The sequence below is a fragment of the Caulobacter sp. GW822-FHT07D08 genome (genome assembly GCF_058798735.1).
The window spans coordinates 107,504-127,363 of record NZ_JBXAKU010000003.1 but is presented as its reverse complement, the minus strand read 5'-3'; the positions used below and the strand labels follow the sequence as shown (position 1 = coordinate 127,363).

Genomic DNA, 19,860 nt, shown 5'->3' with positions numbered 1-19,860 from the left:
CGATTTTGAGTACACTTTACCCAAATCCGGAAAATGATAACGGTAACTTTCTTGTTGAGGTCGAAACCAAGACAAGTTGTCGCAGCTGCAAGAGCCTAGCGACCATCTTTGCTTAACTGCTTTGAGCGCCCCATGATCCTTGGTTAACTTGGTCAATCCTCTCCAGGGGCACGGTGTGCGAAAATTCCGCGATTTCTCGATCATGGCCAGGTTGCGACTGGTTATCCTGCTCACCGGATTGGGCCTCGCGGTGGCGATCGGCCTGGGCCTGGTGAAGCTGGGCGCGACCATGCACGCCGACATCGCCGAAAAGACCCGAAGCCAGGTCGAGACCGCCAGTTCGATCGTCGCGCACTACGCGGCCGAGGCCCGGACCGGGCGCATAACCCGCGCCCAGGCCCAGACCGCCGCCCGGGAGGCCGTGTCGGCGCTGCGCTATGGCGACCAGGAATATTTCTGGATCACCGACCTCGACACGCGAATGGTGCTGCACCCGTTCAAGCCAGCGCTGAATGGCCAGGATGTGTCCAACCTGCGCGATCCGAATGGCAAGGCGCTGTTCGCGGCGATGACCGAGGTGGCCAAGACCAAGGGAGAAGGCTTCGTCGACTACCAGTGGCCCAAGCCCGGCCACCAGGCGCCCCAGCCCAAGATCTCCTACGTCAAGCTGCTGCCTGCGTGGGGCTGGGTCATCGGTTCGGGCGTCTATGTCGATGACATTGAGGCCGCCGTGAACAAGGCCGCGCTGGAGCTCTCGGCCGTGGGCCTGGTTCTCCTTCTGGCCATGGCCGCCCTGGCCAGCCTGCTGGGCGGAACCATCTCGCGTCCGGTCAAGGCCCTCACGCTGCGAATGACCGCCCTGGCCCGCAACGACAAGGAAAGCCCGGTGCCGTTCGTCGATCGCTCGAATGAGGTCGGCCAGATGGCGCAGGCCCTGGAAGTCTTCCGCGAGGCCGCGGTGGAGAAGGACCGGCTGGAATCGGAAGCCGCGCTGCAACGGGCGGCCGCCGAGACCGCTCGCCACGAACGCGAGGCCGAGAACCTCGCGGCGGCGAGGATCCAGGAGCGCGTGGTGGCCGATGTCACCGCCGTCGCCGCCCGCCTGGCCGACGGAGACCTTACGATCCGGCTGGCCGCCGATTTCCCCGCGCAATACGCCGTGCTGCGCGAGAACTTGAACGCCGCCCTGGACCAGTTGGCCGACGCCATGAAGGTGGTGCAGGACAATTCCGCCGGCATCAGCAGCAGCGCCGACGAGATCGCCTCGGCGTCCAACGACATGTCGCGGCGCACCGAGCAGCAGGCCGCGACCCTGGAGGAGACCGCCGCGGCGCTGGGTGAGCTGACCGACGCGGTGAGCCGCTCGGCCAAGGGCGCGGGCCAAGCCCGCGCCGCCGTGGCCCAGACCCAGAAGCAGGCCGAATACAGCGGCGGCGTGGCCGAGCGGGCGATCGCCTCGATGAGCGAAATCGAGAACTCCTCGCAACAGATCCATCAGATCATCGGCGTCATCGACGAGATCGCCTTCCAGACCAACCTGCTGGCCCTGAACGCCGGCGTCGAGGCCGCCCGCGCGGGTGAAGCCGGCCGAGGCTTCGCGGTCGTCGCCCAGGAAGTCCGCGCCCTGGCCCAGCGCTCGGCGGATTCCGCCCGCGAGATCAAGAGCCTGATCGGTTCGACCACGGCCCAGATCGCCGAGGGGGTCGACCAGGTGCGCGTCATGGGCGCCGCCCTGGGCGACATCGTCTCCAAGGTCGCCGAGATCGACACCGTCGTCCGAGAGATCGCCGACCTGACCCAGGAACAGTCCCACGGCCTGGGCCAGATCAACATGGCCATGGGCCAGATCGACCAGACGACGCAACAGAACGCCGCCATGGTCGAGGAATCGACGGCCGCGGTGCACTCGCTGCGCAACGAGACCGTCGAGCTGGTGCGGCTGATGGGCCGTTTCCGTCTGGGCGAACAAGTCGGGCGCGCCGCCGGACGGGCCGGGCCCGCCCTGCGGGCGGCCGGCTAACCCTGGGCCGCGCCATGTTCCGCGACCGCGCCGCCCTGGCCGCGATGCTGGCGATGCTTGCCGTCCCGTCCCTGGCCCGGGCCGCCGACCCCCAGTTGGAGGCCCGGGTGCGCGAACTCGAAAGCGCCCTCGCCGACCTCAAGGCCCGGATGGCGGCCCGGGACGCCCAGGCCGCGCCGCCAGCTATCGTTCCAGCCGCTCGGCCGCCGTCCGATCCAACGGCTTCGACGGCTACGGACCGGCTCGAGCTGCGTTTCGGCGGCTATGTGAAGCTGGACGCCATGGCCACCCGGTTCCAGCGCGCCGATCCGGCGCTGGGCGATCCGATTCGCGACTTCTATTCGCCCGGGGCGATCCCGATCGCCGGGGCGGGAGAGGGCGCGAAGGTCGATTTCAACGCCCGCCAGACCCGTCTCTGGGCGAGCGCCAGCCGCCGACTGGGCGGTCACGACATCCAGGCCAGGATCGAGGGCGACTTCCAGACCCTGCCGGGCGGCGGCGACGCGCGCACCACCAATCCGTCGACCTTCGCGCTGCGCCGGGCCTATGTGTCGGTCGACGGCTGGCTGTTTGGCCAGGACTGGTCGACGTTCCAGAACATCGCGGTCCTGCCGGAAACCGCCGACTATCTCGGCCCGAGCGAGGGTCTCGTCTTCGTCCGTCAGGCGCAGATCCGGCGCTCGCGCGGACCGCTGACCCTGGCCCTGGAAAATCCCGAGACGACGGTCACCCCCGCTGGCGGCGGCGCCCGCCTCGTGGCCGACGACAATCGCCTGCCCGACCTGGTGGTTCGTCTCGACGGTCGCCGCCCGTGGGGAGACTGGTCGCTTGCCGCCCTGGGCCGCCGGCTCTCGGTCGACCAGGGCGGGCTTCGCGACGCCGCTTTCGGCTGGGGTCTCTCGGCCGCGGCGCGCGTGAAGGTCGGCGGGCGAGACGATATCCGGCTGATGATGACGCGCGGTCGAGGGATCGGACGCTATGTCGGTCTGAACTTCGCCAACGACGTCGCCGCGGACGGCGCCGGAGCCATCCGGCCGGTCGGCGTCACGGCCGGGTTCGTCGCCTACCGCCATCTGTGGAGCCCGGCCTTGCGGTCTAGCCTGTTCTATTCGACCCAGGTCGTCGACAATCCGGCCGTCTCGGGCCTCAACGTCAATCGTCGGGCCGAAAGTCTGCACGGCAACCTGATCTGGACGCCCGTGGCGGGCTTCGACGTGGGGATCGAGTACATGAAGGGCCGGCGGGTTCTGGAAAGCGGGGCCGACGGCGCGCTCGACCGGATCCAGGCGTTCGCCAAGTACGGCTTCTAGAGACGCGCGGTCCTAACCCTCGGCCGCGACGATGCCCTGCTTGATCCAGAGCGCCGAGTCCTTGAGGTTCTTGCGGATCCAGGCGGCGTGGACCTCGCGTTCGGCGTCGGTCGAGCGGGGCGCCAGCGGACGCGGCCGGGCGCCGTACGAGCCCTGGATCGCGGCCGAGATCGACAGGACCTCGACGTGAGTCAGTTCCAGGGCGCGTTCCTTGCCGCCCTGCAGTTCCAGATAGACTTCGGCCAGCAGGTGCGAGTCGATCAGCGCCCCGTGCTTGTCGCGGCTGTCCAGGCTGATCTTGAACCGCTTACACAGCGCGTCGAGCGAGTTGTACATGCCCGGAAAGCGCTTCTTGGCCATGGCCAGGGTGTCGATCCAGCGCTCCTCATGGATCGGCGCGCGACCGCACTTCTCCAGTTCGAAATTGACGAACGAGCGGTCGAAGGCGGCGTTGTGGGCGACCACGACGCTGTCGCCGACGAAGTCGATGAACCGGTCGGCGATCTCGTGGAACTTCGGCTTGCCGGTCAGGAAGGCCGACGACAGGCCGTGGACCTTTTCGGCCTCGGCCGGCATGTCGCGCAGTGGGTCGCAATATTCATGGAACGAACGGCCGGTCGGCATGAAGTCGACCACCTCGATGCAGCCGATTTCGACCAGGCGGTCGCCCGTCTTCGGATCGAAGCCGGTGGTTTCGGTGTCGAGGATGATTTCCCGGGCCATGATCCTTCAATGCCGCCGTTCGTGGCGAGCTTCAAGCGGGGCCGGGACTTCTCAACAGAGTCAGAAGGTCGCGGACCTGGGCGTGAGCGTGCTCGACGCCCTGGCTGGTATCGATCACGAAGTCGGCGCGGGCGCGTTTTTCGGCGTCCGGCGTCTGGCGGGCCAGGATCGCCTCGAACTTCTCCGGCGTCATTTCGGGGCGAGCCAGCACACGCTGCCGCTGGATCTCGGCGGGCGCCGAGACAACCACCACCTTGTCGACCTTCTTCTCGCCGCCGGTCTCGAACAGCAGGGGGATGTCCAGCACCACGATCTCGTGGCCCTCGGCCTGGGCTTTCTCGAAGAAACCGATGCGATGGGCGCCGACCAGCGGGTGGACGATCGCCTCCAGCTTGGCCAGGGCCTCGGAATTGCCGACCACCTGGGCGCTGAGCTTGGCCCGGTCGATCGCGCCGTCGACGACGACGCCGGGGAAGGCCTCTCCCACCGGCCCGACCGCCGCGCCGCCGCTGGCGTAGAGCGCGTGGACGGCGGCGTCAGAGTCGTAGACGGGCACGCCCTCGGCCTGGAACAGGGCCGAGGTCGTCGACTTGCCCATGCCGATGGAGCCCGTGAGACCCAGGATCAACATGTCAGGCCTCTCCGAGAAGGCGCAGCAACAGGCCACGCGCGTCGACTTCGGCTGGCGGCGTCACGCCATACATCCGCTCGAAGGTTGGGACGGCCTGGCGCAGCAGCATTTCCAGGCCATCGACGGTGCGGCGACCGGCGGCCTGGGCGCGACGGAGAAATTCGGTTCGCAGCGGCTTGTAGACCATGTCCATGATCACCGCCGTCTCCGGCGTCAGGGCCAGATCCGCCGCCGGGCCTTCGCCGCCGCCCAGGCCGAGCGAGGTGGCGTTGATGACGAGGCCCGCATCGGCCAGCAAGACCGAAAGGTCCGGCTCGCCGGCCGCCACGACCTTTTCGCCAAATGCGTCGGCCAGTTCTTGAGCCCTCTCGACGGTGCGGTTGACGATCCGGACCGTGGGCGCGCCGGCCAGCAGCAGGGCGGCGGTCGCGCCGCGCGCCGCGCCGCCGGCGCCGAGGATCACGACCGGCGCGGCCGAGACGGCGAAGCCTGGCGCCTGCTCTGCGATCGCGCCCAACAGGCCCGGCCCGTCGGTGTTGTCGGCATGGATCGAGCCATCGGCCTCGAAGATCAGCAGGTTCGCCGCGCCCGCCATGCTGGCGAGGTCGCTGGCGAGGTCGGCGACCGCGAGCGCGCGTTCCTTGAACGGGATGGTGACGTTGAGCCCCCGGATGGCGCCGCCTCGGAAGCCGTTCACGAAGGTCTCGAAATTGTCCACGCCGGGCGCGAACGGAACATAGGCCGCGTCGAGCCCCGCCGCCTGGATCCAGGCATTGTGGATCAGCGGGCTCATCGAATGCTTGATCGGGGCGCCGCAGACGCCGCCGACGATGGCGGCTCCCGAGATCCCCGAAGCCAGTTGGGAGGTCATGCGGCCAGGGCTCCGTGAAGACGCAGAAAGTCCAGAAGCCCGATCAACGGCAGGCCCAGGATGGCGAAATAGTCGCCGTCGACGGCGTCGAACAGCTGCACGCCCTCGCTTTCCAGCTCGTAGCAGCCGACCGACCACAGCAGGGCTTCGCCGCGCCGCTCCATGTAGGCGTCGAGCCAGGCCTCGCTGAACGGCCGCACCGACAGCTTGGCGGTCTCGACGATCCGCCAGATCGGCTGGCCGTCACGGGCCACGACCACGGCCGAGTGCAGCTTGTGGCTTGTCCCGCGGAGTTCCAGCAGGCGTTCGCGGGCTTCTTCCAGGGAATTGGCCTTGTCGATCAGCCGGCCCTTGAGGTCGAGCGTCTGGTCGGCGCCGATCACCAGGCCGGGCCGCCTGGTCGAGACCTTGACCGCCTTCATCTCCGCGAGCGCGTCGGCGATGTCGCGTGGCGTGACGTCTTCGGCCAGCAGACCGGCCTTGGCCGCGTCCTCGTCGACGCCGGGACTGACCGCCTCGAAGGCGACGCCGGCGTTCTTCAGGATCATCTGTCGCGCCGAACTCTTGGACGCGAGCGTTACGGGGGTCATCGCAGGACCTCGACCTTGCCGCGGCCGCCCGACAAGAGGTTGATGACCGCCGCCGCCGTCTCCTCGACCGAGCGACGGGTGATGTCGATGACCGGCCAGTTCATCCGCTCGAACAGGCGGCGGGCGGCGATGATCTCCTGGCGAACGGCGTCGCCGTCGACATAGTCACTCTCGCGGTTTTCCTTGAGGGAGAGCAGGCGGTTTCGGCGGATCTGGATCAGGCGATCGGGCGAGGTGATCAAGCCGACGATCAGGGTGTTCTTAAGCTCGAACAGATCCTGCGGCGGCGGCCGGCCCGGGACCAGCGGCACATTGGCGGCGCGCACGCCGCGGTGGGCCAGATAGATGCAAGTCGGGGTCTTGGAGGTCCGTGACACGCCGACCAGAATGACGTCGGCCTGGGTCAGGTCCTGGCCGCCCTGGCCGTCATCGTGGGCGATGGCGTAGTCCAGCGCCTCGATACGGTCGAAATAGTCGTTTGTCAGCGCGTGCTGGGCCCCGACCCGGGTCGAGATCCGCGCGCCCAGATAGCGGGACATAGCGCTGATCACCGGATCCAGCGCGGCGATGCAGGGCATTTCCAGCTTGCGGCAGCCTTCTTCCAGCGCCGCCCGCAGGCCCGGATCGACGATGGTGTGCATCACCACGCCAGGCGCGCCGCCGATCTCCTCGAGCGCCCGATCCAGCTGCCGCGTGGAGCGAACCAGCGCGTAGATATGTTCGATGGGCAGGATGTCGGTGAAGCGAGCACAGACCGCGCGCGCCATGGCGTTCAGAGTCTCGCCGGTTGAATCGGACACCAGGTGGATATGGAAGTAGGTGGCGAAGCGCGGTGGCAGCCGTTCCGCTTCCCCCCGAGCCAGACTCTCCTGTGGATCATCCGTTAACGGTTGCTTAACCACTTGTCCTGCCTCTGGGGACGCCCGGGCGCCGAATGGCCCAAGAGACGTCGTGTCATAGCGCCGCTGTGATCAACGGTCGCATTGCCCGCGTACCATCCCCAGGCTCGCCCCGCATCCCCCGATAAGTGAATCCCAACCGTCCAAGGCTCGGGACAGAGTCTCGCGAAGGGTCTTTCTCCCGCCTCGGCGTGTTAAGAATTCATTAAGACCTTCAAGGCGCTTACGGGTCTGTCCACATGATTAACAGATCCTTAACCCCATGTGGGAAGGGCTGGGGGTAACGAGGGAGCGGCTGTGCGAGTCACTCGCCCGTCAGGCGTTTTCCCCACTATGCAGTTGCCCTCCCACCCCCTCTTTCAAACTTAATTTCTTATTAAGATATGAGAGGAAGGTCTTAGGGGCCTTACGGGCTTGAGCCTGGACGCTCGCCGGGCTTTAACCCGTTCCATGACGTCTCCGACCCAACGCCCTGAAAATGGGACCCCGAAGTTTCTCTCCGCGCTGTCCGGCGAGAAGCACGCGAATCCTCCGATCTGGTTCATGCGTCAGGCGGGACGGTATCTGCCGGAGTACCGGGCGGTGCGCGCCACGGCTCCGGACTTCATCAGTTTCTGCTTCGATCCGGAGAAGGCGGCGGAAGTCACCCTGCAGCCGATGCGCCGGTTTCCCTACGACGCCTCGATCGTGTTCGCCGATATCCTGCTGATCCCGGGCGCTCTGGGCCAGAAAGTCTGGTTCGAGGCCGGCGAAGGCCCGAAGCTGGGTGAGATGCCGTCGATCGAGTCCATGGCCGAAAGGGCCGGGAATGCGGGCGAGGCCCTCAAGCTCGTCGGGGAGACGCTGACGAGGGTTCGCTCAGAGCTCGATCCGTCCAAGGCCCTGATCGGCTTCGCCGGCGCGCCCTGGACGGTGGCGACCTACATGATCGAAGGCGGCTCCAGCGATCGCAGCGGCGCGCGGACCTACGCCTATCAGAACCCTGAAAAGCTGGACGCCCTGATCCAGGTGCTGGTCGACTCGACGGTCGACTATCTGGCCATGCAGGTCGACGCCGGGGCCCAGGCCCTGAAGCTGTTCGAGAGCTGGGCCGAGGGCCTTTCCGAGCCGCTGTTCGATCGGCTGGTCACCCAGCCGCACATCCGGATCATCGAGGGCTTGCGGGCGCGCGGCGTGACCGTGCCGATCATCGGCTTCCCGCGTGGCGCCGGGACGCTGGTCGAGGACTACGCGGCCAAGGTTCCGGTGCAGGGCGTGGCGCTCGACACCTCGGCCTCGGCCAAGCTGGGTCAAGCGATCCAGAAGACCAAGACCATCCAGGGCGCGCTCGATCCGCTGCTGCTGCGGGCCGGTGGCGATGCGCTGCTGCGTCGCGTCGACCAGTTGCTGGAACAGTGGAACCAGGGTCCCTACATCTTCAATCTGGGACACGGCATCCTGCCCGACACGCCGATCGCCAATGTCGAGCTGGTGCTGGAGCGGGTGACCGGCCATAAGGTTGGCGGATGACCCGCAAGCTCGCCGTCGTCCTGTTCAATCTCGGCGGGCCGGACGGTCCGCGCGCGGTGCGACCGTTTCTGTTCAACCTGTTCCGTGATCCGGCCATCATCGGCTTGCCGGCCATCTTCCGCTATCCGCTGGCGGCGCTGATCTCGACCAGCCGTGAAAAGATGGCCAAGGCCAACTACGCGATCATGGGCGGCGGCTCGCCGTTGCTGCCGGAGACGGAGAAGCAGGCCAGCGCGCTGGAGGCCGAACTGGCCAGGAGCTTGCCGGGCGTCGAGGCCAAGTGCTTCATCGCCATGCGCTACTGGAACCCGCTGACGGCTGAGACCGCCAGACAGGTGAAGGCCTTCGCGCCGGACGAGATCGTGCTGCTGCCGCTCTATCCGCAATATTCGGAGACCACGACTGGCTCGTCGCTGAAGGCCTGGGCGAAGAGCTATTCGGGTCCCGGGCGTCAGACCACGGTCTGCTGCTATCCGAACGAGACCAGGCTCGTCGAAGCGCATGCCCGCTTGATCCGCGACACCTGGGAGAAGGCCGGTTCGCCGGCGAATGTCCGCCTGCTGTTCTCGGCCCATGGCCTGCCGGAGAAGGTCATCCTGGGCGGCGACCCGTACCAGAAGCAGATCGAGGCCACGGCCGCCGCGGTGGCGGCCAGGCTGCCGGCGGGCCTGGATTGGACCGTCAGCTATCAGAGCCGGGTGGGGCCGATGAAGTGGATCGGTCCTTCGACCGACGACGAGATCCGCCGCGCGGGCGCCGAAGGCAAGGGCTTGATCGTCACCCCAATCGCCTTCGTCTCCGAACACGTCGAGACCCTGGTCGAACTGGACCACGAATACGCCGAGCTGGCGAAGGCGGTCGGCGTCGCGCCCTATATCCGCGTACCGGCCCTGGGCGTCGCGCCGGAGTTCATAGCCAGCCTGGCCGGAATGGTCCGTCAGGCCCTCGCCAGCAATGGCGTCGTTCCCGGCGGCGACTGGCGCTGCGGCGCGTTCAACTGTCCGTGCAACGAGGCGGCCTCGGCATGACCGATTTCCTGGTGGCGCACTTCAACGTCGTGCGGGGCCTGCACATCCTGTCGGTCATCGCCTTCATGGCCGGGATGCTCTACCTGCCGCGCCTGTTCGTCTATCACAGCAAGGCAACGCCGGGCTCGGAGATGCACGAGACCTTCACGGTCATGGAGCGGCGTCTGCTGCGCGGCATCATCAATCCGGCCTCGATCGCCACGGCGCTGTTCGGTCTTGGTCTGATCCTGGCCGACGCCCAGATCCGCGGCTGGAGTTTCCTGGTCGAGCCCTGGATGGCGACCAAGCTGGTGGCCCTCGTCGGGCTCTACGGCTTCCACGGCTTTCTGTCGGCCTCGCGCAAGAAGTTCGAGAAGGGCGAATATCCCCGGTCCGAAAAGTTCTGGCGGATGGTCAACGAGATCCCGTTCGTGCTGGCGATCGTCATCGTCCTGTCGGTGACGACCAAGTTCCTGAACCACTGAGTCCGGCCGGCGGCTTGACCGCCGGTTCGCCGCGTGGTTTGCATCCAGGGAAGTTCGGATTTTCCGAACTCCCTCTCTACGGACCGGCGCCCGTCCTGGCGCGCCCCGCGAGCGATCCGCTCCAAGGTCCGTCCCCCGAACGATCCGCGTCATCGTCAATCGACGCGCTCGCCTGGTCCGTCCGCATGGGCGGACCGGTGTGACTATCGAAGTCTTACCGGCCGGACTCCGTCTTGGGGTCCGCGCCCACTCTTGAGTCTTGTCATGACCGAAGAAACCGAAAACGAAATTCTCGCCTCGGATGGTGGGACCGCCGAAGAGGCGACCCCCGAAGAGAGCTCCGTCGATATCGATACGACGGTGGAGGCCGCGTCCGCCGACGCGGAAGCCGAGGCCGAAGGCGAAGACGATGGCTCCGGGATCGCCGAAGCCGTCGCGGCGCTGGGCCTGAAGTCCATGTCCCTGCAGGAGCTGAAGGAGAAATCCCCGGCCGACCTGCTGGCGTTCGCCGAGACCTTCGAGGTCGAGAACGCCAACTCCATGCGCAAGCAGGACATGATGTTCGCCATCCTGAAGACCCTCGCCGAAGAAGGCGTGGAGATCTCGGGCTCGGGCACCATGGAAGTGGTGCAGGACGGCTTCGGCTTCCTGCGCTCGCCGGAAGCCAACTACCTGCCGGGCCCGGACGACATCTATGTCTCGCCCTCACAGATCCGGAAGTATGGCCTGCGCACCGGCGACAGCGTCGACGGCGCCATCCGCTCACCGCGCGAAGGCGAGCGCTACTTCGCGCTGACCAGCGTGGCGAAGATCAATTTCGAAGCGCCTGACAACGTCAAGCACAAGATCCACTTCGACAACCTGACGCCGCTCTATCCCGACGAGCGCCTGAACATGGAACTGCCCGATCCGACCATCAAGGATCGCTCCGGCCGCGTCATCGACATCGTCGCTCCGCTCGGCAAGGGCCAGCGCTGCCTGATCGTCGCCCCGCCGCGCGTGGGTAAGACGGTCATGCTGCAGAACATCGCCAAGTCGATCGAGACCAACCACCCCGAGTGCTACCTGATCGTCCTGCTGATCGACGAGCGCCCGGAAGAAGTCACCGACATGCAGCGCACGGTGAAGGGCGAGGTCATCGCCTCGACCTTCGACGAGCCGGCGACGCGCCACGTGCAGGTGGCCGAGATGGTCATCGAGAAGGCCAAGCGCCTGGTCGAGCACAAGCGCGACGTCGTCATCCTGCTGGACTCGGTCACGCGTCTGGGCCGCGCCTACAACACCACCGTCCCGTCCTCGGGCAAGGTGCTGACCGGCGGTGTCGACGCCAACGCCCTGCAACGCCCCAAGCGCTTCTTCGGCGCGGCGCGCAACGTGGAGGAGGGCGGCTCGCTGTCGATCATCGCCACGGCCCTGATCGACACCGGCAGCCGCATGGACGAAGTGATCTTCGAAGAGTTCAAGGGCACCGGTAACTCGGAAATCGTCCTGGATCGCAAGGTCGCCGACAAGCGCATCTTCCCGGCCATCGACGTGCTCAAGTCCGGCACCCGCAAGGAAGAACTCATCACGCCGCGCGACCAGCTGCAGAAGACGTATGTGCTGCGCCGCATCCTCAACCCGATGGGCGCATCGGACGCGATCGAGTTCCTGCTCGACAAGCTGCGTCAGTCGAAGACCAACGGCGACTTCTTCCAGTCGATGAACACCTGAGTCCAAACGGACTCACATTTTGGCTTTTGGCCGATACGAGAAAGGCCCCGGTGCTACCGGGGCCTTTTTTGTTGGGCCCTACTGGTTTGGTCGGGCCGGGTTCGGCCCTACGGAATGAGCACGGTGGCGCCGGTCGTACGGCGGCCTTCGAGCGCTTCATGCGCCGCGCGGGCCTCGGCCAGCGGGAAGGTCTGGCCGATGTCGATCTTCACCGCGCCGGAGCCGAGGACGGCGAACAGCGCCTGGGCGCTCTCATCCAGTTCCTGGGTCGTGGCGATGTAGTCGAACAGGCGAGGTCGGGTGACGTACAGCGACTTGCCCGACAGCTCCAGCGGCGCGAAGGCCGGGACCGGGCCAGAGGCGTTGCCGAAGGTGACCAGCATCCCGCGCCTGGCCAGGCTCTTGAAGCTGGCGTCCCAGGTGTCCTTGCCGACCCCGTCATAGACGACCGTCACGCCCTTTCCGCCGGTGATCTCGGCGACCCGGGCGGCGACATCCTCGTGGCGATAGTCGATGACATGGTCCGCGCCAAGCTGGCGGGCGAGGGCCAGCTTGGCTTCGCCGCCAGCCGTGGCGATCACCGTCGCGCCCAGGGCCTTGCACCACTGGACCAGGATCTGGCCGACGCCGCCGGCGGCCGCGTGGATCAGGACAAGGTCGCCAGGTTTCACGTGGAAACATCGCCGCACCAGAAACTCGGCGGTCATGCCCTTGAGCAGGACGGCGGCGGCGGTTTCCGAGCTGACGCCCTCCGGAACCTTCACCGCGCGCTCGGCCGGAACGACCGCCGCTTGGCTATAGGCCCCCAGGGTTCCGTTGTAGGCGACGCGGTCCCCGACCTGGAACCGGGTGACGCCGTCGCCTATGGCCTCCACGGTCCCGGCCGCCTCCAGTCCGATCACCGCCGGCATCTTCAGCGGGTAGAGGCCTGAACGGTGGTAGGTATCGATGTAGTTCAGGCCCACGGCTTGGTGACGCACGAGGATCTGTCCGGTGGCAGGCGCGGGGACGAGAAGCTCCACGGCTTCCAGAACCTCCGGACCGCCCGTTCGAACAGCCTGGATCGCGAGCATTAGCCCAGCGCCTTCTGGAAGAAGGTTAGGCTGCGGCCATTGGCCTTGGCAGCGTCAGCCGCGTCGTAGTGGGCGCCGCCCTCGCGGGCGAAGGCATGGTCGCGGCCGGCGTAGGTGTGCAGCTCGATCTGGGGGTGATCCTTCAGGGCGCTCAGGATCAGCTGCTGGGCTTCCGGCGGGACGAACTGGTCCTTCTCGGCGATGTGCATCAGCAGCGGATGGGTCAGCTTCTCGGCCTCGTTCACGTGCTTCTCGATGCCGACGCCGTAGTAGGAGACGCTGGCGTCGACGTCCGTGCGGGTCGCGGTCAGGAAGGCCAGCAGGCCGCCCAGGCAGTAGCCGACCGCGCCGACCTTGCCGTTGACGCCCGGCAGTTCGCGGGCCTTGGTGATGGTGGCGGCGATGTCGCCGATACCAGCGTCCACGTCGAACGTGTTGAACAGCTCGAACGCCCGCTTCCACTCGGCTTCGGACTGGTCGGTGATGTCGATGCCGGGCTCGATCCGCCAGAACAGGTCGGGCACGATCGCGACATAGCCCTGGGCGGCCAGGCCGTCGGCGATGTCGCGCATCACCTTGTTGACGCCGAAGATCTCCTGGATCACGACGATGGCCGGCGCGCTCTCGGCCTTGGGCCGGGCGACATAGGCCGAGAAGTCGCCATCGGGCGTGGTGATCGTGAGGGTCTCACTCATCGCGGGTCTCCGTCCTTACTGTGTCCCAAGTCAGACCGATGTGACTTTCGACCAAAGCGCTCTAACCTGAGCCGACGGGGCTTGGCCCATAACAATATCGTGCCCTACCCGAAGGGAACCTCCGCATGAAGATGACCATCGAGATCGACTGCACCCCTGTAGAAGCCCGCAGCTTTCTGGGGCTGCCCGACGTCAGCACCTTGAACGAGCATCTGGTGAAGGAGATGCAGAACCGCATGGACGCCAACATGGCCATGCTGGCGCCCGAGGAGCTGATGAAGAACTGGATGGCGTTCGGCACCGGCGCCCAGGAGCAGTTCCGCAAGCTGATGACGGCGGCGGCGGGCGCGGCGGCCGGCAAGCGCGACTAAGCCATGACGGATACGATTTTCGCGCCCGCCACCGCGGCGGGGCGCGCGGCCGTGGCCGTCGTGCGGGTCTCGGGTCCCGCGACCTTGTCGGTGGTCGAGGCGTTGACCGCCCGCCCGCCCAAGGCGCGGATGGCGGCGCTGCGTACCCTGCATCATGGCGGGGTGGATCTGGACGAGGCTCTCGTCCTGCGCTTCGAGGGACCGGCCAGCTATACCGGTGAGGACAGCGCCGAGTTTCACGTGCACGGCGGTCGCGCCGTGGTCGAGGCGTTGCTGTCGGCGCTATCGGACCTGGGTCTGCGGCTGGCTGAGCCCGGGGAGTTCACCCGTCGGGCTTTCGAGAACGGCAAGCTCGATTTGACTCAGGCCGAGGGCGTCGCTGACCTGATCGACGCCGAAACCGAGGCTCAGCGCAAGCAGGCGCTCGGCCAGGTCGGCGGGGCGCTGGGTCAGCGCTATGACCGCTGGCGTGATCTACTGATCCAGTCTCTGGCCATGCTGGAAGCGGCCGTCGACTTCCCGGATGAGGATTTGCCGGAAGCGGTGGCTGAACGTGCGCGCCCGGGACTGCGCACCCTCAGCGCCGAGCTCGACACAGCGCTGGCCGATGTCTCCCGTGGGCGGCGGGTGCGAGACGGCTTCCGCATCGCGCTGGTCGGCGCGCCGAACGCCGGGAAGAGCACATTGCTGAACGGGCTTGTCGAGCGAGAAGCGGCGATCGTGACGGACACACCGGGTACGACCCGGGACGTCATCGAGGTTCCTCTGGTTCTCGCCGGCTACAAGGTTCTTGTCGCCGACACGGCAGGTCTTCGCGAGACGACCGACGCCATCGAAGCTGAGGGCGTCCGCCGCGCGCGAGCCTGGGCTGAAGAAGCTGACCTAAGGCTTTGGGTCGTCGATGGTTTTCACGTGAAACATACGGTGAAGCTTCAAGAGGCGGTTCGGCCTGGGGACTGGCTGATATTGAACAAGGCCGACATCGCCGAGGGTTCCGCGCTCGATGAGGCAGCCGCGCGCTGGGCGGGGGAGGGGCTGAAAGTCGTTCGTCTGTCCGCGCGCTCGACGGCCGCGGTGAGCGAAGTTCGAGAGGCGCTGTCCGCGCACGTCGCCGAGGCCCTCTCCGGCGCCGAGTTCCCTGCCGCCACCCGCCTGCGTCACGCTGAACGTCTTAGGGAGGCCCAAGGTCATCTTCTTCGGGCTCTTTCCGAAGTCGGTCTGGAGGTCGAACTGGCCGCTGAAGATGTGCGGCTTGCCGCCCGCGCGCTGGAAAAGATCACGGGGCGGGTCGACCCGGAGGACGTGCTCGGCCGCGTCTTTTCGACCTTCTGCATCGGCAAATGATGTTCCACGTGAAACATCCCCAATATTATCCACAGCGCGCTCACAGCTGGGGTGGGGGTGTTTCACGTGGAACGCCGCTAAGTCACATCGACCGCCTCGCCTGATTGGCGTATAGATCGAGTCCAACGCCCCCGCAGTATCCCGGGGGCGTTCGCATTGAGGCGAGTCCGTTGTCCAACACCTGGGATGTCATTGTCATCGGCGGCGGTCACGCCGGCTGCGAGGCGGCGGCCGCCTCGGCGCGCACCGGCGCGCGCACCCTGCTGCTGACTCACAAGCTGGAAACCATCGGCGAGATGTCCTGCAACCCGGCCATCGGGGGCCTGGGCAAGGGCCATCTCGTGCGTGAGATCGACGCCCTGGACGGCGTCATGGGCCGCATGGCCGACAAGGGCGGCATCCAGTTCAGGATGCTGAACCGCTCTAAAGGCCCGGCCGTTCGCGGTCCGCGCGCCCAGATCGACCGCAAGCTCTATCGCGAAGCGATGCAGGCGGAACTGGCCGCCACGGAAAACCTCGACATCATCGCCGCCGCCGCCGAGGACCTGATCGTCGAGGAGGGTAAGGTCGCTGGCGCGATTGACGGGGAAGGGCGGTCATACCGCGCGCCGCGGGTCATCCTGACCACTGGCACCTTTCTGAAGGGCGTCATTCATCTGGGTGAAACCCGCATCCCGGCCGGCCGCGTCGGCGACCAACCGGCGATCGGCCTGTCGGATCGACTCTATGGCCTGGGCTTCCAGATGGGTCGCTTGAAGACTGGCACGCCCGCGCGCCTGGACGGCTCAACCATCGCCTGGGATCGCCTGGAGATGCAGCCCGGCGACGACGAGCCCGTACCATTCTCGTTCCTGAACGATCGGATCGAGACCCCGCAGATCGCCTGTGGCATCACCTTCACGACCGCCGAGACCCACCAGATCATCGCCGACCGCCTCAGCGAGTCGCTGGTCTACGGCGGTCGCGCCACCGGGATCGGCCCGCGCTATTGCCCGTCGATCGAGGACAAGGTCGTCCGCTTCGCCGACAAGACCAGTCATCAGGTGTTCCTCGAGCCGGAAGGCCTGGACGACACCACCGTCTATCCGAACGGGATTTCCACCTCGGTCTCGGAAGAGACCCAGCTGCTGTTCCTGCGGACCATCCCCGGCCTGGAGGCCGTGGAGGTCAAGCGTTACGGCTATGCGATTGAGTACGACTATGTGGATCCGCGCGAGCTGTACGCCACGCTGGAGACCAAGCGCCTGCCGGGTCTCTATCTGGCCGGCCAGATCAACGGCACGACCGGCTATGAAGAGGCCGGGGCCCAGGGCCTGGTCGCCGGCTTGAACGCCGCGCTGGCGGAGCAGGGCAGGGAGCCCGCCGTCTTCGCGCGCGACGAGGCCTATATCGGCGTGATGATCGACGACCTGGTCACCCGGGGCGTCACCGAGCCCTATCGGATGTTCACCAGCCGGGCTGAGTTCCGCCTGACCTTGCGGGCCGACAACGCGGACCAGCGCCTGACCGATCGCGGGATCGCGCTGGGCGTGGTTGGGGAGCGTCGCGCCGCCGCCTGGGGCGAGAAAAAGGCGCGTCTGGAAACGGCCCGAGCCTTTGCCCGCTCGGTCAGCCTGACGCCGAACGAGGCGGTAAAGGTCGGCTTCAAGGTCAATAGCGACGGTGTGCGCCGCGACCTGTTCGCCATGCTGGCCTATCCGGAGGTGACGCTGGACGACCTCGGCGCCGTATGGCCCGAGGTTTTCACGTGGAACACCGACGTCAGGGAGCAGATCGAGATCGAGGCCGCCTATGCCGGCTATCTCGACCGCCAGCGCGCCGACGCCGAGTCGCTGCGCAAGGACGAGGATCTGCGCCTGCCCGCCGATCTGGACTATGCCGACATCGGCAGCCTGTCGAACGAGGTCCGCGAAAAGCTGACCCGTGTGCGTCCGCTGACCCTGGGCCAGGCGGCCCGCATCGAGGGCGTCACCCCCGGCGCGTTGACCGCGCTGCTAGCCCATGTGAGGCGCGGCCGTGCAGCCTGAAGCCATGATTGCTGAACCTCCGGTGCTGGACGCGGTTGGTTACCAAGCCCTTACCAGCGCCTCAGACGCCCAGATGGCCGATCTGACACGCTTCCAGGACCTGCTGGCGGAATGGAACGCGGTCATGAACCTTGTCGGGCCGCTGACCATCGCCACCTACTGGACCCGCCATGCGCTGGACAGCTCGCAGCTGTTGGCCCTGGCGCCGGGGGCGCGGACCTGGGCCGACCTCGGAGCCGGCGCCGGTCTGCCCGGGGTCGTGCTGGCCATACTGCTGAAGGGCCAGGATGGGGCCAAGGTCCATCTGGTGGAGAGCATGGCCAAGCGTTGCCGCTTCCTCGAGGTCGCGGCCAAGGCGCTGGATCTGCCCGTCGAGATCCACAATGTCCGGGCCGAAGAGCTGAAGCTGAAAGTCGATGTGGTCACGGCCCGCGCCTGCGCGCCGATGACCAGGCTGCTGGGCTTCGCCGAACCTTATCTCTATCGCGGCGCGACCGGTCTGTTCCTCAAGGGTCAGGATGTCGCGACCGAGCTGACGGAGGCCCGCAAGGCCTGGTCGTTCGCCAGCGAGCTGCTCCCCAGTCAAAGCGACCCTCGCGGCCGCATCGTTCAAGTGAAGAGGCTTTCCCGTGCCCGCTAATCCTCTCCGCGTCTTCGCCATCGCCAACCAGAAGGGCGGCGTCGGCAAGACCACGACGGCTATCAACCTGGGCACCGCCCTCGCGGCTTGCGGCGAGCGCGTGCTGCTGATCGACGCCGATCCACAGGGCAACTGCTCGACGGGTCTGGGCATCACCCGGATCCAGCGCCGGACCACGCTCTATGACGTGCTGATGGGCGAGTCGCCGGTGATCGACGCCGCGGTGAAGACCGAGCTGCCCGGCCTGGACGTCATACCGGCCGACGCCGACCTGTCGGGCATCGAGATCGAACTGGGTCAGACCGCCCGACGGTCATACCGTCTGCGCGACGCCCTGGAGGCGATCCGCGCCAACGGGCCCTACACCTATGTGCTGATCGACTGCCCGCCGTCGCTGAACGTGCTGACCGTCAACGCCATGACCGCCGCCGACGCGGTGTTCGTGCCGCTGCAGTGCGAGTTCTTCGCGCTGGAGGGCCTGACCCAGCTGATGCGGACCATCGAGCGCATCCGGGGTAGCCTCAATCCGCGCCTGGAGATCCAGGGCGTGGTGCTGACCATGTACGACCGCCGCAACAGCTTGTCCGAGCAGGTGGCGCGCGACGTCCGCGACTATTTCGGCGACAAGGTCTATGACGCGGTCATCCCGCGTAACGTCCGCGTCTCGGAGGCGCCGTCATTCGGTAAGCCCGTGCTGCTGTATGACCTGAAATGCGCCGGCAGCCAGGCCTACCTGAAGCTGGCCCGAGAGGTGATCAGCCGCGAGCGCGACCGCCAGGTCCAGGCTGCCTAAGCCTTTTTCGAATATTGATCCGAACTAGAACGAGAAGAAGATGGAGTCAGTGGTGGCTGAGGCGAGTGGTTCCGAAGGGCGTCGTGGTCTGGGGCGGGGGCTTTCCGCCCTGCTGGGCGAGGTCGAGAACGCGCCGGCCCAGGCGCCGGGCGATAACGCTCCCGGCTCGCGCGAAGCGCCGATCGAGATTCTGAAGCGCAATCCCGACCAGCCGCGCCGCACCTTCCGCGAGGAAGACCTGGAGGAACTGTCCAACTCGATCCGCGAGAAGGGCGTCCTGCAGCCGATCCTGGTCCGCCCGGCGCCCGGTGCGCCCGGAGAATATCAAATCGTCGCCGGCGAGCGCCGTTGGCGTGCGGCTCAGCGCGCCGGCCTGCGCACCGTGCCGATCATGGTGCGCGAGCTGGACGACCTGGCGGTGCTGGAAATTGGCATCATCGAGAACGTCCAGCGCGCCGACCTGAACGTGCTGGAGGAGGCGCTCTCCTACAAGGTGCTGATGGAGAAGTTCGAGCGCACCCAGGAGGCCATCGCCCAGACCATCGGCAAGAGCCGCAGCCACGTCGCCAACACGATGCGCCTGCTGGCCCTACCGGACGAGGTGCAGTCCTACCTGGTCAGCGGCGAGCTTTCGGCCGGTCATGCCCGCGCCATCGCCGCGGCGGCCGACCCCGTGGCCCTGGCCAAGCAGATCATCGACGGCGGCCTATCGGTTCGCGAGACCGAAGCCCTGGCGCGTAAGGCGCCGACCGCCACGCCGTCGAAGAACAAGGGCGGCCGTCCGCCGCGCGTGAAGGACACCGACACTCAGGCGCTCGAGGCGGACCTCTCATCGGTGCTCGGCCTCGATGTCTCGATCGACCATCGCGGGGCGGGAGGCGCCCTGACCATCACCTACGCGACGCTCGAGCAGCTCGACGATCTCTGCAACCGCCTGACGCGCGGGGTCTGATCAGTCGCACCCAAAAGCGTGCGGATGATCGGATTTTAGGCCCGTCTAAAATCGCCCCTGTCACGCACCGAACGGCGCCTTCCCGTACCCGCGGAGGCGCCGTTTTCGTGAGAGGAGATCGGTTCACAGCGATTTCCGCCACAAACCCTTCTGTCGAAAGGCTTTCTTAAGAAACGTCCACAGGCGCGCAAAGGGCCTGTTTTGCGG

At 66.8% G+C, this 19,860-nt stretch carries 19 protein-coding genes; 12 read left to right on the top strand and 7 right to left on the bottom strand.

Annotated features, from left to right (window positions below):
• Positions 1 to 175: 175 nt before the first annotated feature.
• Both AC1RJ9_RS07170 and AC1RJ9_RS07165 read left to right on the top strand, forming a co-directional pair.
• On the top strand, positions 176 to 2,020 hold the full coding sequence (locus AC1RJ9_RS07170; RefSeq protein WP_492838937.1) for a methyl-accepting chemotaxis protein: 1,845 nt from the start codon (positions 176 to 178) through the stop codon (positions 2,018 to 2,020).
• 14 nt (positions 2,021 to 2,034) lie between these two features.
• Positions 2,035 to 3,330, top strand: coding sequence for a DcaP family trimeric outer membrane transporter (locus tag AC1RJ9_RS07165; protein ID WP_492838939.1), 1,296 nt, complete (start codon positions 2,035 to 2,037; stop codon positions 3,328 to 3,330).
• 12 nt (positions 3,331 to 3,342) lie between these two features.
• Here the strand turns inward: AC1RJ9_RS07165 and dnaQ are convergent, their stop codons facing one another.
• The 5 genes from dnaQ to AC1RJ9_RS07140 are packed head-to-tail and all read right to left on the bottom strand — an operon-like array spanning position 3,343 to position 7,047.
• Positions 3,343 to 4,053: a DNA polymerase III subunit epsilon gene (gene dnaQ / locus AC1RJ9_RS07160; RefSeq protein WP_492838941.1), complete on the bottom strand. Its 711-nt coding sequence runs from the start codon at positions 4,051 to 4,053 to the stop codon at positions 3,343 to 3,345.
• A 31-nt stretch (positions 4,054 to 4,084) separates the two neighbouring features.
• Positions 4,085 to 4,684 (bottom strand): dephospho-CoA kinase, encoded by a 600-nt coding sequence (gene coaE, locus AC1RJ9_RS07155; protein WP_492838943.1) that lies wholly within the window; start codon positions 4,682 to 4,684, stop codon positions 4,085 to 4,087.
• Position 4,685: 1 nt separating this feature from the next.
• A complete protein-coding gene (aroE, locus tag AC1RJ9_RS07150) occupies positions 4,686 to 5,555 on the bottom strand; it encodes a shikimate dehydrogenase (RefSeq protein ID WP_492838945.1) in 870 nt (289 codons plus the stop codon).
• The gene (locus tag AC1RJ9_RS07145; protein ID WP_492838946.1) at positions 5,552 to 6,145 is read right to left on the bottom strand and encodes a Maf family protein; all 594 of its coding nucleotides are present in this window, start codon (positions 6,143 to 6,145) and stop codon (positions 5,552 to 5,554) included. The genes aroE and AC1RJ9_RS07145 overlap by 4 nt, the downstream gene beginning before the upstream one ends.
• Positions 6,142 to 7,047, bottom strand: coding sequence for a pyruvate, water dikinase regulatory protein (locus tag AC1RJ9_RS07140; RefSeq protein ID WP_492838948.1), 906 nt, complete (start codon positions 7,045 to 7,047; stop codon positions 6,142 to 6,144). The genes AC1RJ9_RS07145 and AC1RJ9_RS07140 overlap by 4 nt, the downstream gene beginning before the upstream one ends.
• A gap of 447 nt (positions 7,048 to 7,494) precedes the next feature.
• Between AC1RJ9_RS07140 and hemE the strand changes: the two genes are divergently transcribed.
• The 4 genes from hemE to rho all read left to right on the top strand — a co-directional run bounded on the left by hemE (position 7,495) and on the right by rho (position 11,758).
• Positions 7,495 to 8,553, top strand: a complete 1,059-nt coding sequence (hemE, locus tag AC1RJ9_RS07135; RefSeq protein WP_492838949.1) for a uroporphyrinogen decarboxylase — start codon at positions 7,495 to 7,497, stop codon at positions 8,551 to 8,553.
• Positions 8,550 to 9,581, top strand: a complete 1,032-nt coding sequence (gene hemH / locus AC1RJ9_RS07130; RefSeq protein ID WP_492838950.1) for a ferrochelatase — start codon at positions 8,550 to 8,552, stop codon at positions 9,579 to 9,581. Before hemE ends, hemH begins: the two co-directional genes overlap by 4 nt.
• Positions 9,578 to 10,045: a CopD family protein gene (locus AC1RJ9_RS07125; RefSeq protein ID WP_492838952.1), complete on the top strand. Its 468-nt coding sequence runs from the start codon at positions 9,578 to 9,580 to the stop codon at positions 10,043 to 10,045. Before hemH ends, AC1RJ9_RS07125 begins: the two co-directional genes overlap by 4 nt.
• 264 nt (positions 10,046 to 10,309) lie before the next feature.
• Positions 10,310 to 11,758 (top strand): transcription termination factor Rho, encoded by a 1,449-nt coding sequence (gene rho, locus AC1RJ9_RS07120; protein WP_492838954.1) that lies wholly within the window; start codon positions 10,310 to 10,312, stop codon positions 11,756 to 11,758.
• A 107-nt stretch (positions 11,759 to 11,865) separates the two neighbouring features.
• Here the strand turns inward: rho and AC1RJ9_RS07115 are convergent, their stop codons facing one another.
• Both AC1RJ9_RS07115 and AC1RJ9_RS07110 read right to left on the bottom strand, forming a co-directional pair.
• Positions 11,866 to 12,831, bottom strand: coding sequence for a quinone oxidoreductase family protein (locus AC1RJ9_RS07115; protein ID WP_492838956.1), 966 nt, complete (start codon positions 12,829 to 12,831; stop codon positions 11,866 to 11,868).
• Positions 12,831 to 13,526, bottom strand: coding sequence for a dienelactone hydrolase family protein (locus AC1RJ9_RS07110; RefSeq protein WP_492838958.1), 696 nt, complete (start codon positions 13,524 to 13,526; stop codon positions 12,831 to 12,833). The genes AC1RJ9_RS07115 and AC1RJ9_RS07110 overlap by 1 nt, the downstream gene beginning before the upstream one ends.
• Before the next feature lie 125 nt (positions 13,527 to 13,651).
• Between AC1RJ9_RS07110 and AC1RJ9_RS07105 the strand changes: the two genes are divergently transcribed.
• The 6 genes from AC1RJ9_RS07105 to AC1RJ9_RS07080 all read left to right on the top strand — a co-directional run bounded on the left by AC1RJ9_RS07105 (position 13,652) and on the right by AC1RJ9_RS07080 (position 19,653).
• Positions 13,652 to 13,897 (top strand): DUF6489 family protein, encoded by a 246-nt coding sequence (locus AC1RJ9_RS07105; RefSeq protein WP_492838959.1) that lies wholly within the window; start codon positions 13,652 to 13,654, stop codon positions 13,895 to 13,897.
• Between the two features lie 3 nt (positions 13,898 to 13,900).
• Entirely contained in the window at positions 13,901 to 15,241 is a 1,341-nt protein-coding gene (mnmE, locus tag AC1RJ9_RS07100) for a tRNA uridine-5-carboxymethylaminomethyl(34) synthesis GTPase MnmE (RefSeq protein ID WP_492838961.1), read from the top strand.
• 170 nt (positions 15,242 to 15,411) lie between these two features.
• Positions 15,412 to 17,268 (top strand): tRNA uridine-5-carboxymethylaminomethyl(34) synthesis enzyme MnmG, encoded by a 1,857-nt coding sequence (gene mnmG, locus AC1RJ9_RS07095; protein WP_492838963.1) that lies wholly within the window; start codon positions 15,412 to 15,414, stop codon positions 17,266 to 17,268.
• A gap of 4 nt (positions 17,269 to 17,272) precedes the next feature.
• Positions 17,273 to 17,908: a 16S rRNA (guanine(527)-N(7))-methyltransferase RsmG gene (gene rsmG / locus AC1RJ9_RS07090; protein ID WP_492838965.1), complete on the top strand. Its 636-nt coding sequence runs from the start codon at positions 17,273 to 17,275 to the stop codon at positions 17,906 to 17,908.
• Complete coding sequence (locus AC1RJ9_RS07085) at positions 17,898 to 18,701, top strand: ParA family protein (RefSeq protein WP_492838967.1); 804 nt, start codon at positions 17,898 to 17,900, stop codon at positions 18,699 to 18,701. Before rsmG ends, AC1RJ9_RS07085 begins: the two co-directional genes overlap by 11 nt.
• 40 nt (positions 18,702 to 18,741) lie before the next feature.
• A complete protein-coding gene (locus AC1RJ9_RS07080; RefSeq protein WP_492838969.1) occupies positions 18,742 to 19,653 on the top strand; it encodes a ParB/RepB/Spo0J family partition protein in 912 nt (303 codons plus the stop codon).
• The last annotated feature ends 207 nt before the right edge of the window (positions 19,654 to 19,860 follow it).